The 13,843-nt window shown below is 67.8% G+C and carries 10 protein-coding genes; 8 read left to right on the forward strand and 2 right to left on the reverse strand.

The window, feature by feature from the left end; genetic code table 11:
- Window positions 1-107: 107 nt before the first annotated feature.
- The 5 genes from OHN74_RS37320 to OHN74_RS37340 all read left to right on the forward strand — a co-directional run bounded on the left by OHN74_RS37320 (window position 108) and on the right by OHN74_RS37340 (window position 7,094).
- Window positions 108-308, forward strand: a complete 201-nt coding sequence (locus OHN74_RS37320) for a helix-turn-helix transcriptional regulator (protein WP_443060505.1) — start codon at window positions 108-110, stop codon at window positions 306-308.
- Window positions 305-1,831, forward strand: coding sequence for a tyrosine-type recombinase/integrase (locus tag OHN74_RS37325; RefSeq protein ID WP_327698985.1), 1,527 nt, complete (start codon window positions 305-307; stop codon window positions 1,829-1,831). The genes OHN74_RS37320 and OHN74_RS37325 overlap by 4 nt, the downstream gene beginning before the upstream one ends.
- A 552-nt stretch (window positions 1,832-2,383) precedes the next feature.
- Complete coding sequence (gene istA / locus OHN74_RS37330) at window positions 2,384-3,664, forward strand: IS21 family transposase (protein WP_327695659.1); 1,281 nt, start codon at window positions 2,384-2,386, stop codon at window positions 3,662-3,664.
- A complete protein-coding gene (istB, locus tag OHN74_RS37335; protein ID WP_327695658.1) occupies window positions 3,664-4,482 on the forward strand; it encodes an IS21-like element helper ATPase IstB in 819 nt (272 codons plus the stop codon). The genes istA (OHN74_RS37330) and istB (OHN74_RS37335) overlap by 1 nt, the downstream gene beginning before the upstream one ends.
- Window positions 4,483-4,853: 371 nt before the next feature.
- Entirely contained in the window at window positions 4,854-7,094 is a 2,241-nt protein-coding gene (locus OHN74_RS37340) for a hypothetical protein (RefSeq protein WP_327698986.1), read from the forward strand.
- Between the two features lie 303 nt (window positions 7,095-7,397).
- On the opposite strand, the gene OHN74_RS37345 is transcribed toward OHN74_RS37340, so the two are convergent.
- Complete coding sequence (locus tag OHN74_RS37345; protein ID WP_327698987.1) at window positions 7,398-7,964, reverse strand: hypothetical protein; 567 nt, start codon at window positions 7,962-7,964, stop codon at window positions 7,398-7,400.
- A gap of 138 nt (window positions 7,965-8,102) precedes the next feature.
- Between OHN74_RS37345 and istA (OHN74_RS37350) the strand changes: the two genes are divergently transcribed.
- Window positions 8,103-9,608: an IS21 family transposase gene (gene istA, locus OHN74_RS37350; protein ID WP_327692450.1), complete on the forward strand. Its 1,506-nt coding sequence runs from the start codon at window positions 8,103-8,105 to the stop codon at window positions 9,606-9,608.
- Complete coding sequence (gene istB, locus OHN74_RS37355) at window positions 9,608-10,399, forward strand: IS21-like element helper ATPase IstB (protein WP_327692608.1); 792 nt, start codon at window positions 9,608-9,610, stop codon at window positions 10,397-10,399. Before istA (OHN74_RS37350) ends, istB (OHN74_RS37355) begins: the two co-directional genes overlap by 1 nt.
- 70 nt (window positions 10,400-10,469) lie before the next feature.
- Here istB (OHN74_RS37355) and OHN74_RS37360 read toward each other — a convergent pair whose 3' ends face one another.
- Window positions 10,470-11,768, reverse strand: coding sequence for a serine/threonine-protein kinase (locus OHN74_RS37360; RefSeq protein ID WP_327698988.1), 1,299 nt, complete (start codon window positions 11,766-11,768; stop codon window positions 10,470-10,472).
- Window positions 11,769-12,310: 542 nt separating this feature from the next.
- On the opposite strand from OHN74_RS37360, the gene OHN74_RS37365 reads away from it, so the two are divergent.
- Entirely contained in the window at window positions 12,311-13,549 is a 1,239-nt protein-coding gene (locus OHN74_RS37365; protein ID WP_327693226.1) for an IS256 family transposase, read from the forward strand.
- Window positions 13,550-13,843 lie beyond the last annotated feature (294 nt).

Below are 13,843 nucleotides of genomic sequence, written 5' to 3' on the forward strand. Positions count from 1 at the left end.
TCGCGGATCTACGCCGCTGTGGGCTCGTAATTCTGTAATTGCGCCTGCCTTTCGCATCCACCTGGCGCAAGCGCAGGACTCCCCGCCCCCTGTCCAAGGAACAACGTTTGACGTCGCTGTCCCGCCGCCCCGCCGACAAGCTCACGGTCGACGAGTTCTGCGCCGACCTCCGCATCTCCCGCTCCACGTTCTACGACTGGTGCAAGAAGGGCCGCGCCCCGCGCTGCATACGCATCCCCAACGGGGCCCTGCGCATCCGCCGCAGTGACTACGAGAACTGGTTGACCGACTGCGAGGACCACGCGTGACCAGTCGGTCCTTCAAGGTTCGCTTCTACGACACGGAGGTCTACAAGGGGAAGCGCAAGACCACCTACACAGTCCGTTGGTCCGTCAACGGCAACCGCCGAGGCCGTAGCTTCGAGACGAGGGCACTCTCGGAGTCGTTTCGCGCCACACTGCTCGTCGCCGCCAACAACGGCGAACCCTTCGACTCGGACACCGGACTGCCGGTCTCCCAGGTCACGCCGGCGGCCGAGCTCACCTGGTACGAGTTCGCCCTCCAGTACATCGACGCGAAGTGGCCCCGCATCTCGGCGAACAACCGCAAGAACACCGCCAAGGCCCTCACCAAGGCCACGCTCGCCCTCCTGCGCGTCGAACTCCCCGACCGCTTCGACCCGGTCGAGGTACGACGGGCCCTGCGCGAGTACGCCTTCAACAAGCTGAGGCGCGACGAGGCCCCACCCGAGGTCCGCACGATCCTGTCCTGGATCGGCCGCAACTCCCTGCCCATGACGGCCTGGGAGGACACCAAGCACCTCGACACGGTCCTGCGAGCGCTCGACACCCTTCTGGACGGCACCCCGGCCGCCGCCAGCTCGGTCCGACGTGAGCGGCGGATCCTCAACGTGGCGATCAAGTACGCCGTCCGCCAGAAAATCCTCACCGGCAACCCCCTGCCCACGGGTAAGGACGAGGACACGGCACCCAAGGTCGCCGAGGCCGTCGACAAGCGGTCCCTGCTCAACCCCGGCCAAGTCGCCGCGCTCCTCGCCTGGATCGGCGCCCGCCCCCGCACCGGCCACCGGCTCCACCCGTTCTTCGCCACCCTGTACTACGCGGGCATGTGCCCCGAGGAAGCCGTCGCCCTGCGGGTCGGCGACGCCACGCTGCCCGCTGAGGGCTGGGGCCAGCTACTCGTCCACACCGTCGAACCCGAGGTCGGCAGCCAGTGGACCGACGACGGCCAGGTCCACGAGACCCGCCACCTCAAGGGCCGAGCCGAAGGCGACACCCGCCCCGTCCCCGTCCACCCCGCTCTGGTCGCCACCCTGCGAGACCTGATCGAGGCGGACGGCCTGAAGCCCGGCGGCCTCCTCTTCCCCGGGGAGAAGGGCGGACTGCTGGCCGGGTCGGTCTTCCGGCGCGCCTGGAACAAGGCCCGTGCAGCGGTCCTGCCCGAGCACGAGTACAACTCGCCGACCGGCAAGCGTGTGTACGACCTGCGGCACACCTGCCTGACCACCTGGCTGAACAACGGCGTCCCGCCGGCCCAGGTCGCCGAATGGGCCGGCAACAGCGTGCCGGTTCTGCTTGCCACGTACGCCCGCTGCGTCACAGGCCAGCTGGCCGCGCTCCAGGAGCCCATCGAAGGTCCTCAGCGGTTCTCGCCGGTATCTCCTGAGCAGAGAGACCGAACCCAGAACTTCGGGAAGCTTTCGGGAAGAACACCCGCCAAGAGCCGTGCTGAACCGGTCCCAACCGGACTGCCGCCCTCGCCACCAGGGAGTCGGCCCGGCCTTGGGGTACCACGACAGCGTGCCCGCTAAAATGCCTCTGACCAGCAAAAACGCCCTCCCGGAGGGAGGGCGGAAACACGATGTGGGTAGGGCGCCCTCGGCAGGACTCGAACCTGCGGTCAAGCGCTTAGAAGACACCTGCTCTGTTCTCAAATGCGGCAGCCAGGGCACGCTTGCTTGACGCAGTTGGACGACGAGCGGGACCTGTCCGACGACGTGGTGGAGTTCCGGTTCAACGTTCAGTTTTCGCCGCCCCTTTTGCCCTCTTTGGGGACCGCCCCGGCAGGTCTCCTGTGTGTGACTTGCTGCTGTGATCAGAAACGTCCCCTGCATGCGGGCGGAGTCTGGGCGCTCTCGGCCGACTCGAACGTGCCGCCGAGTGCTCGGAAGCCGCCTGTTGCACTCGTCACCCAGGTAGCCCCGTCGGCGGCTATGCCTGGCGGTTGTAACACGGGATCGCCGGTTGGCCAAACCGGCGTTGTCGGCGACGGGTGAATCGTGACCCTCTGACGGCGGATCAAAACTGACCCACTTCGTGGTCTTCTGACCAACCTGATCTTGATCGAAGGTCAGGAGAAGAGGGTGATTTCCGTGGAGGACTGGGCAGAGATCCGCAGGCTGCACCGGGCCGAGCAGATGCCGATCCGGGCGATCGCCCGGCAGCTGGGCATCTCGAAGAACACCGTGAAGCGGGCCCTGGCCACGAACCGGCCGCCGGTCTACTCCCGGCCGGCCAAGGGCTCGGCGGTCGACGCGGTCGAGCCGCAGATCCGGGAACTGCTGAAGCAGGCCCCGACGATGCCGGCGACCGTGATCGCCGAACGGATCGGCTGGGACCGTGGCATGACCGTCCTCAAAGAACGCGTACGAGAGCTGCGGCCCGCCTATCTGCCCGTCGATCCGGTCTCACGCACCACCTATCAGCCCGGCGAGCTGGCCCAGTGCGACCTGTGGTTCCCACCCGTCGACATACCGCTCGGCTACGGCCAGTCCGGCCACCCGCCGGTGCTCGTGATGGTGTCCGGCTACTCACGGATCATCACGGCGCGGATGCTGCCCACCCGCACCACCGGCGACCTGATCGACGGCCACTGGAAGCTTCTGACCGGCTGGAACGCGGTCCCACGGATGCTGGTCTGGGACAACGAGGCCGGCATCGGCCGCGGCAAGGTGACCGGCGACTTCGCCGCGTTCGCGGGCCTGCTCGCCACCCGGATCCACCTCTGCCGACCCCGCGACCCAGAAGCGAAAGGGCTGGTGGAGAGGGCCAACGGCTACCTGGAGACCAGCTTCCTGCCCGGCCGCACCTTCACCGGCCCCGACGACTTCAACACCCAGCTGACCACCTGGCTGGCCATCGCCAACCGACGCCAGCACCGCACCCTCGGAGCCCGCCCCATCGACCGGTGGGAAGCCGACCGGGCCCAGATGCTCGCCCTGCCGCCCGTCGACCCGCCGCGCTGGTGGCGCTTCGCCACCCGCATCGGCCGCGACCACTACATCCGCGTCGACACCTGCGACTACTCCGTGCACCCCCTGGCCATCGGCAAGAAAGTCCAGGTCCGCACCGACACCGACGAAGTCATCGTGACCCTCACACCCGGCGGGGCGGAAGTCGCCCGCCATCCACGCTGCTGGGCCAAGCAGCAGACCATCACCGACCCGGTCCATGCCCGCGCCGCCGCCGTTCTGCGCGGCGACTACCGCCACCACCAAGCCTCCCAGGCCCAGGCCGCCCGCCGGCCAGGCGCCGCCACCGCAAGCGATCTCGTCGAGGTCGAACAACGCCAACTCGACTCCTACGACCGCATGTTCACCCTCATCGAGGGCGGCGGCCAGGCCGATGATCCGGAGGTCTCCTGATGCCCGCCACCACCAAGACCACCGCCCCGGCGGGGCCCCGCACCGGCCGTCAGACCGCCGCCGACCTGTCCTTCCTGGCCCGGGCGATGAAAGCCCCGGCCCTGCTGGACGCCGCCGAACGCCTGGCCGAACGAGCCCTGAAGGAGACCTGGACACACACCGAGTTCCTCGTCGCCTGCCTCCAGCGGGAGGTCTCCGCCCGCGAGTCCCACGGCGGCGAGGCCCGCATCCGCACCGCACGCTTCCCCGCGATCAAGACCATCGAGGAACTCGACATCACCCATCTGCGCGGCATAACGCGCCAACAACTCGCCCATCTGGGCACGTTGGACTTCATCACCGGCAAGGAGAACGCCGTTTTCCTCGGACCGCCGGGGACCGGGAAGACACACCTGGCGATCGGACTCGCGGTCCGCGCCTGCCAGGCCGGCCACCGGGTCGCGTTCGCCACCGCCGCCGAATGGGTCGACCGCCTGGCCGCCGCCCACCACGCCGGACACCTCCAGGCCGAGCTCACCAAACTGTCCCGCTATCCGCTGATCGTCGTCGACGAGGTCGGCTACATCCCCTTCGAATCCGAGGCCGCGAACCTGTTCTTCCAACTGGTCTCGAACCGATACGAGAGAGCGAGTGTGATCGTCACGAGCAACAAACCCTTCGGACGCTGGGGCGAGGTCTTCGGCGACGAGACCGTGGCCGCCGCCATGATCGACCGCCTCGTCCACCACGCCGAGGTCCACTCCCTCAAAGGCGACTCCTACCGCATGCGCGGACGCCAACTCGGACGCGTCCCCACCGCCACACACGACACCGACTGAACACCGGCAACCAGACCCGGTGGGTCAGAACTCGACCGCCCACACCGGGTCAGGATTCAACCGCCGCCGACAGGCGTTTCTCCTGATCATTGTCTGCGTTCGTTGACGGACATGGCGATCTCCTTGTCTGCGCCAGGCGATGGCTGCCTGTGTGCGCGGGTGGGAGGGGGAAAGCGCCTCGTCGGTCGGGGACCAGATCTGGGGACCAGTGCGTGGTGCACGCAGTGGCCTCGGAGTGTCGGTGTTGGTGAAGAGCATGCAAGTGATGAAACGGCGTCCTTCAAAGATTGGACGAGGCGCCGTTCTGGTGCCTGGAAGGGGTAGCGGTGTTGCGGGGTTCGAGTTGTCGAGGAGCAGAGTCGGGGGGACTTGTGGGTATCGAGCTGTCGTTGGCTGACGTTCCGCTCGGGCCGTTCGAGGGTTCGTTGGTCACGGTGTATTCGGCCAGGAGCAAGGGGGTCAATCTGCACGTGTCGAGGCAGTGCGGACAGTTGCGCACGTCCGAGGTGAGGACCGCCGACGTGCCGCTGGAGACGGCGATGTTGCGGCGGTTGTGCTCGCGATGCGCGGCATGGGGTGTCTGGGGCCGGCCGGGTACCGGGCTGGGCATGTTCCTCGGGGCTCTCGGCGGAACGGGGCTGTTGTACCAGTTGCAGTCCTACGTGGAGCCGGACGAGGAGGAACGCTGGTCCGACCGCGAGGCACGGGAAGCCGCCGAACTCCTTCGCACTGAACAGGATGTCGACCCCGATGATGACGAGGAGGAGGTGGAAGGCGGCATATCGCGGCGGGAGGCACGTGAGGATGCAGAGGAGCTGCGGGGTCTGATCTTTGCCCACTGGCGCGGCGCGGGACGGAGCCTGCATCGGGCACAGGCCACCCTTGCTCACTTTCCCTGGCTGGAGGAGTGGGCGAAGCCGTCACTGACGGTCAAGACGCGTCATCTGGAGACGCTTCGGTCTCAGGCGGCGCGGTTTGTAGACCCGGAGGAGCTTGTCGTGGCTGCTGCCGTAACGGCTCTCGCTATGCCCGAGCTTCCGCACGCGGATCCGTCTTTCGCGGTGCTCGGCGGCAACAGCCGGGTGTCCAGGGCACTGGTGGACCTGTGGCACCGGTGGCAGAGCGCGGCCGAGCGGCCCTGGGAAGGTCCGGGGACGCGTGCATACCTCTCGTACGAGATCGTGCGAGGCATCCGCAGTAATCGGAAGGGCTACGACGAGGCCCTGGCCGAGGCGGCGCGCCTGATCGCCTCCTGGGAGGAACAGGCCCAGGCGGCAGCGACGTCGGCGGACCGGGCTCCCAGATGCCGGCTGACGGCGCACCTGCCGGAAGCATCCGAGGCCGTCCCACGTCACGATGCCCGGGATTTCCTGGACGGGCTGGATACGTGGACGCTCGGTGTGCTGCTCACGTGGACCGTTGATGCCGACTGGGGGAGCGGCGTCCTCACCCTGGAAGTGCCTGATCTCGTCGCCGAACGGCTACTGAGCCCGGTGAGCAGCCTTCCGTGCAGTCCAGCCGCCGCGGCGCCGGATCTGCCCGAACCTGACCGCGGTCGGGGAAGGCAGCCGGGCATCGTTCGGCCGGGTGTCTTCGATGACACCCCGGTCTTCGACCGGCGTCCGGTCACCCTCGATCACCTCCGTGCGCTGCACACACTTGGGCCCGCTGCTGACGAGCTCTACCTTGTCTTCTCTGCGAGCGGGGGAGCGGAAGTACTGCCTCTGGACAGTATCGAGAAGCGGCTGGCCAAGGGGTGGCTGGGCGTCCTCATCGCAGGGGCCCGTGACCTGCCCGGAAGCGTGCTCGGCCTGCAGGAGCTGGAACAGAGTCCCGAGCCGGAAGCGCGTGAGGCCCAGCTGCCCGGTCGCGGCCAGGACGTCCACGATCCGAATTTCGGCGAAGGACTGGGTCTTGCCGAGGGCACACGCCGGACCCTTCGCCAGACGTATGCCACCGAAGACCGGAACCTGAATCTTCGCCTGCTGGCCCTGGCGCGCGGCGCGCACGACCTGCGAAGCCTGGACGCCGGACGGCCTGGCGGGCTACCGGTGGCCGTCTGGCACGGCCTGCTCACCGAGGACCGCCTCAGCCTCGCGCCTTTCCGGCAGCCCGGCAGCGACCGTTGGCGAAGCGGCAGCGGCCTCTCCCTGGGGCCCTTGGCCGCAGTCCAGCTCTACACCACCAACGCCAGCCCTCTGATCGAGGGCAAGGGCCACTCGCCGCTGTGCCGGCACGCCCACGAACGCGCGGTCGTGGCCGGCGACGACCTCCTCACGGTCGCCGACCTCATGGCGCGCACCGACTTCGACTGGTGCAGCAAGTGCGGCGGCTACGCCCTGCGCAGGCTCAGCGACACCCAACTGTCCTACTACCGTGCGGCTCACCGACTGCACGACATCAAAAGGCGACTCGACCACGGGAGCGGAATTCCCGACACCGAGATCTCCACGGTGATCGCTCGCCTGGACGAACTGGCGGCCTGGCACGCGGATGATGAAGCAGAGTGGTGCGGCAGTGATTCCTGGCAATGGCAGAACACCATCCGCGAGCTCAGGCGGCGAGTCGCGAGATCTCACACCGTGACCGCCCCTGGCGAACCCGCCTCCTGACCAGGCGACGGTCCTCGGACGTGCGTCGCGGATGCCCCGTCGGCGATGACACAAGCGTCTCCTCCAACTGGGCCGAAAGCCCGGCGAGGTCGACTTGGGGACCAGCTCTGGGGACCAATGGTCGGTGCATGGATCTGCCTTTCGGCGGTGGCGGTGGCGGAGACCAGAGGAAAGAGGGATTGCGCCCCAGCGGCCGACCTCCTGACCGACGGCAGCCCTTGGGCTTTCTCGTCGGGGTGGGCGCCTTTCTTCGCTGGAGGTCGCCGATCTGCTCCTCATGAAATTGAGCCGTCGTCGAGAGGCTTACGGAGTGCAGGTGCCTGAGCCGATGAACTGACGTGTTCCGGTGTACGGGTCGAAGACGGCGACGGCCCAGCGGGTGTAATTCCAGGTTTTGTTGCTCTTGAACTCGGCAGTGAGTTCGCGGCAGAGGGCCTCCTCGGTGGCACCTTTGAGGTTGGACTGCGAAGCGCGGCTGGCGAATCGGCTGTTGGGGTCGTCGGTCCATACGTACGCCGCTTCTTCGACAGGGTCGAAGCCGAGGTTGATGCCGTCGTTGACGGTGAGGGCGTCCTCGTTCGTCGTGGTGGTGTCGGTGTTCCAGATGGCAACGATGGCTTTGACCGTGGCGTCGGCGATGCGGATCTCCGCCTTGTCGCTGCTGGGAATCTCAGCCGTGGCCATGCCGGATTCGTCTCCGTACCACTGGCCGGCTACCTCTGTGAAGCATCCGGTGGTGGCCTCTCCGAAGCCGATAGCTGCTGCATCGAGGTCTCCGTCGGATGTCTTCCAGTTGATGGAGAAGCGGCCGTAGGGCCAGGTGCTCGGATCGTTCTTGAGGTGGTGCGCCAGGGTGGAGCAGGCCGCCATCTCCCCGGCCTGACGGCGGTCAGTAGATACTCCCCGTAGGCGGCCACTTAGCGCCCCATTCCTGGCCAAGGATTGCCCCACGGACGGCCATATATCTCCCCGGACCTGGACCGATACCGGTCGGCGAAGCTGACCGGTGTGAAGAACAGCAGGGAGATCATGGAGATCCTTGAGGCATACGACCTCACGGGGAGTTACCGAGCAGCGGCCGAGCTGGCCGGCTGCGACCACCACACGGTGGCCCGGTATGTGCAGGCTCGGGCCGAGGGCAAGAGCCCGACCGAGCGGCAGCACCGGGCCCGCCCGATCGACGAATACCTCGCGAAGATCGAGGAGTTGGTGGTGAACTCCCACGGCCGGATCCGTGCCGATGTCGTGCACCGGCGGATCACGGCGATGGGCTTCACGGGCGGGGAAAGGACCACCCGGCGGGTGGTCGCGGAGGTCAAGACGAGCCTGCGGGCCGGATCGCGACGGGTCTATCGGCCGTGGATCACCGAGCCCGGATTGTGGCTGCAGTGGGACTGGGGCGAAGGGCCGCGGATCGGCGGACGCCGTACTTCCTTGTGGTGCGCCTGGCTGGCCTGGTCCCGGTTCCGCGTCGTCATCCCGGTGTTCGACAAGACCCTGCCGACGATCGTGGCCTGCCTGGACTCCACTCTGCGGCGAATAGGAGGGGTGCCTGCCTATGCGCTGACCGACAACGAGAAGACGGTCACCACGATGCACATCGCGAACATCGCGGTCCGCAACCCGGACATCGTCGAGGTGGCCAGGCACTACGGGCTGACCATCCGTACGTGTCTGCCGGCCGACCCGGAAACCAAGGGCGGATCCGAGGCCACGGTCCGCATCGCGAAGGCCGACCTGGTGCCCACCGACGCCAACCTGCTCGAGCAGTACGGGTCGTTCGGACATCTGGAGGCGGCCTGCCGCGACTTCTGCGACGAGGTCAACAACCGGGTCCACCGGGCCAGCCGGCGCAAGCCCGCCGAGGCCCTCGCCGAGGAACGGCAGCGGCTGCACCCGCTGCCGAAGGAGCCGTTCGCGGTCGCGTTCGGCACCACGAGACGGGTCAACTGGGACGCCACCATCTCTGTTGAAGGCGTGCGCTATTCGGTCCCGCACCAACTCGTCGACACCCGGGTCTGGGCCCGTTTCAACGGCGACGAGCTGATCGTCACCGCCGTCGCGGACGACGGGCCGGCCGAGGTCGCCCGGCACGACCGCTCGACTCCCGGCAGCCCGCAGATCAAGGACGAGCACTACCCGCCCCGCGAAGACAAGGAGGGCGACCGGACACCGAAGGCCAACTCGGCCGAGGAAGCGGCCTTCCTCGCGCTCGGTCCCGGGGCGGCGTCCTGGCTGATCGAGGCCGGCGCGGCCGGAGCCCGCAGGGTCAAGTCGAAGATGGCCGAGGCCGTCGCGCTGGCCAAGCTCCACTCCGCCGCCGATGTCGACCGGGCCCTGGGCTCGGCGGCGGTCGCCGGACGGTTCGCGGAGAACGACCTGATCCGCATCCTCACCTACCAAGTCGGCCTGGAGACAGTCGAACCCACGCGGCCTTCCGAGAACCACAGCCTCCAGCCGGGCACCTCCGCCTGGTCCAACTTCGGCGTCGCCGACGAGAAGGAAGAGCACTGATGGCCACCCCGATCCGCACCGTCACCGGCACCCACGGCGATCCCCTCGCCGAGGCCATCGAGCTGACCCGGCGGCTGAAACTCCCGCACATCCGGAGGGCGTTGACCGACCTGATCCCCACCGCGAAGGCCCAACGCTGGGACCCCGCCGAGGTCGTCCGCGTCCTCCTGTCCGAAGAGGCTGCCGGCAGGGACGCCGCGAACCTCCGCACCCGCCGCAAGCGGGCCGGGTTCCCCGCGGGCAAGACCTTCGGCGACTGGGACGAGACCGCCTCCTCAATTCCCTGGCCGACCCAGGACTCGCTGAAGATGCTCGAGTGGGTCACCCGCAAGGAGAACCTCTGCATCTGCGGACCCTCGGGCACGGGCAAAAGCCACTTCACCGAAGCCCTGGGACAGGCCGCCATCGAAGCCGGCATGACCGTCGCCTGGTTCACCATCGAAGACCTCGGAGCCCTCGTCCGCCGCCACCGAGCCGACGACTCCCTGGCCAGAGCGATGGCCCGGCTGATCCGGACCGACCTGATCATCGTCGACGACATCGGACTGCTGCCGGTCTCACCCGATGCCGCCGAGGGCTTCTACCGGCTGGTCGATGCCGCCTACGAACGGCGGGCGCTGGCCGTCTCGAGCAACCTCCACCCCTCCGGCTTCGACGAGATCATGCCCAAGACCCTGGCCACCGCGACCGTGGACCGGCTCCTGCACCACGCTCACGTGGTGGTCACCCAAGGTGATTCCTTCCGGCTCAACCAGGCCACCAGCGGTCAGGGGGTGATCCCCTTGCGCTGATCCACCCACCAACAGCGGGGAGATATCTGGCCGCGGTTGGGGAAGATCTACTGGCCGCCAGCGGGGAGAATTACTGGCCGCCTCCGGGGAGAACTGAGTGGCCGTTGACACCGGCCCTGCGGAACACGTCCTGATAGGTGTCGGGCAATTGCGGCATTGGCCCACCGGTCACCATGACCGTCTGGGCCCGCTGGTTGAATGTGATGGTGGGTTTCATGAAGTCCATGTCCTTGGTCGCCAGCATGGACGTCATCCGGTCGCGGATCGCCGTCTCGGCGTCCCGCTCCTCGGTGGTGTTGGCGGTGGTGCTCGATCTCCATTCGTCGGCAGATGGCTGGGCCTCGTCGGCGGCACGGGTGTAGGCAGGGGTGGGCACCCCAGCTAGCGGATCCGTCGGGATCCTGATCGTGCGTGGATCGACCGCAGGCGCGGTGACGGTTTCGGCAGGGGCGCCGGAAGTCGCGCCTGCGGAAGCAGCGAGTGCGGAGGGTCTCCCTGAGGACGGCGCCGAAGTGGCGGTGCGCTCGGAGGTGATGTCCACGTCCGCCCGGTCGCTCCTGCTGTAGAGAGTGACGATGCCGCCTGTGATGGCAGCGCCGACTGTCACCGTTGCGACGGCGGTGATGAGCGCCCGTCTACGGATGGGAGCAGCGGTCAAGTGCCAGGCAGGATCTTCCACGCTGGGCAGGTTCCACTCGGCGGTGAGGCAGTCGCTGACGCGCGTGGGCTCCGCCCCGGCGACGGCGCCGAGGACCTGGGTTGTCTGGCCGGCCAGCAGCCGCGCACATTCCTCTGCTGCCGCGTCGGCAATGATTCGCTCGGCAGGGCTCTTTGCGAGTGCCTTCGTGAGGGGCTCGTGCAGTTCGTCGGGGAGGCCGTCGAGATCGGGTTCCTCGGACATGACCCGGTAGGCGATGACGTCAGGAGCTCCAGTGCCGAAGGGCAAGCGTCCCGTGGCGGCGTAGGCGACCAGCGCGCCCCAGGCGAACATGTCGCCTTCGGGGCCGGCGATACCTGTTCGGTACTGCTCGGGGCTGATCCAACCGGGGGTGCCGGTCACGACACCGGTCCGGGTCACGGAGGTGCCGTCAGCGGCATGAGCGATGCCGAAGTCCAGGACGCGGGGGCCGGCCGGGGTGAGGATGACGTTCTGGGGTTTCACGTCCCGGTGGACGACGCCGGCAGTGTGGATGGCGGCGAGGGCCTGGGCGGTACCGGTGGCGAAGGCGTAGAGGGTGCCGCCGGTGAGCGGGCCGTGGGTGGCGAGATGCTGATCGAGGGTGAGCCCCCGGGCGTAGGTGGTGGCCAGCCAGGGGTTCTCGGCATCCGGGTCTGCTGCGAGGAGGGGTATGAGGCACGGCCCCTGCACTCGGGCTGACAGAGCGGGCCCGGAACTCAGGGTCCTCGGCCTGCGCGGGGTGAATCACCTTCACCGCGACACGCAGGCCGGCCGGATCGAGACCGGCGTGAACGGTACCCATGCCGCCCGCGCCGAGACGGCCGATGATCCGGTAGGGGCCGACCTGGTTCGGGTCACCAGAGCGGACAGGCTGGACCCGCGTCTCTGCGCGAGCGTTGCTCACAGGGTGTTCGTTCCTCTTCTGCGATGGAGCGCCATGAGACTGGACGCACGCCCGTGAACGGAGCCCCCAGCCTTAGGAACGGGATCGTATCGGCAGACTGCCGCAGCGAGTCGGGCAGTTCGCAGCTTCGTTGTCGCGAGGATGCTCCACGGAGTGGCCTGGCGGCAGAGCTATGACATGCGGGTGGGGACCAGGGTTGCGTCCAGGGAAGTGGTGTACGGGTTCGACCTGATCCGGGGGTTTGCTCCGGCTTCTGGCTGATGCCCGCATAGATGAACGGCCACCGGCTGATCTTCGAAGTGTCGAAGCCTCGAAGGAGATCAGCACGATGACCGCACCTGACAGTCTGCCCCTGCACGCCCTCGCCGAGGACAATCTCGCCGCGGCGAGTCCCGATCTGCTGCGCGCGATGGTCAAGACGTTCGCCGACGCACTCATGTCCGCGGAGGCCGACGCCCTCTGCAATGCCGAATACGGGCAGGTCAGCGACGAACGCGTCAACCACCGCAACGGCTACCGCCCACGCGAGTGGGACACGAGGGCCGGCACCGTCGAACTGGCCGTCCCCAAACTGCGGCAAGGCAGTTACTTCCCGCACTGGCTCCTGGAACGCCGCCGCCGGGCCGAGCAGGCCCTGATCTCGGTGGTCGCGACCGCCTATCTGCTGGGCGTCTCCACGCGCCGGGTCGAGAAGCTCGCCGAGTCCCTCGGGGTCACCCAGCTGTCGAAGTCCCAGGTCAGTGCGATGGCCAAGCACCTGGACGAGCAGGTCGCCGCGTTCCGCAACCGGCCGCTCGACGCCGGGCCTTATGCGTTCGTCTGGGTCGACGCACTGACCCAGAAGGTCCGCGAGGGCGGCCGGATCATCAACGTCCACGCGCTGATCGCGGTCGGCGTGAACGCCGACGGGCACCGCGAGATCCTCGGCATCGACATCGCCACCTGCGAGGACGGCGCCGGCTGGCTCGCCTTCCTGCGCTCGCTGACCGCCCGCGGCCTGTCCGGGGTTCAGCTGGTCGTCTCCGACGCGCACACCGGCCTGGTGAACGCGATCGGTGCGGTCCTGCCCGGGGCTTCGTGGCAGCGATGCCGCACGCATTACGCCCGAAATCTGCTCTGCCAGGTCCCGAAATCGGCCCAGCCGTGGGTGGCCACGCTGCTGCGGACCGTCTTCGAACAGCCCGACAGCAATGCTGTCCAGGCCCAGATGCGGCACGTCCTGGACGCATTGGAAGCCAAGTTCCCCAAGGCCGCAGCCCACTTGGACGCCGCCCAGCACGAACTGCTGGCGTTCACCGCGTTCCCGCGCGAGATCTGGCGGCAGATCTGGTCGAACAACCCGCAGGAACGCCTGAACAAGGAGATCCGCCGCCGCACCGACGTGGTCGGGATCTTCCCCGACCGCACCGCCCTGATCCGGCTGGTCGGCGCGGTGCTGGCCGAGCAGAACGACGAATGGACCGAAGCCCGCCGCTACATGGGACTCGACCTGCTGGCCAAGGCCCGCCTCCACCCGATCGAGTCAGAAAACGACGAGACCGCCCTGCCCACCGAACTCACCGCATAGCCTCAAAAACGAGATCACCGAGTGGCCGTCAATACACCACTCCAGCGGACGTGACCGGGACCAGTTGGGGACCACACGGTGTGCGCGATGGCGCACGGCGGAGCCTTGGACGCACAAAACGCATCCAGATTAAGCCTGTTATATCCAGAAAATGCCCCCGACCCTCACTCCTGGGGGTCAAGGGGTCGCAGGTTCAAATCCTGTCGTCCCGACTGAGAGTTCTACTCATAGTCGCAGATCAGAGCCCTACTTCACTTCGGTGAGGCAGGGCTCTTGATCGTTTTCGGTCTGTCG

The sequence above is a fragment of the Streptomyces sp. NBC_00459 genome, from assembly GCF_036013955.1.
Taxonomy (GTDB): Bacteria; Actinomycetota; Actinomycetes; order Streptomycetales; family Streptomycetaceae; genus Streptomyces.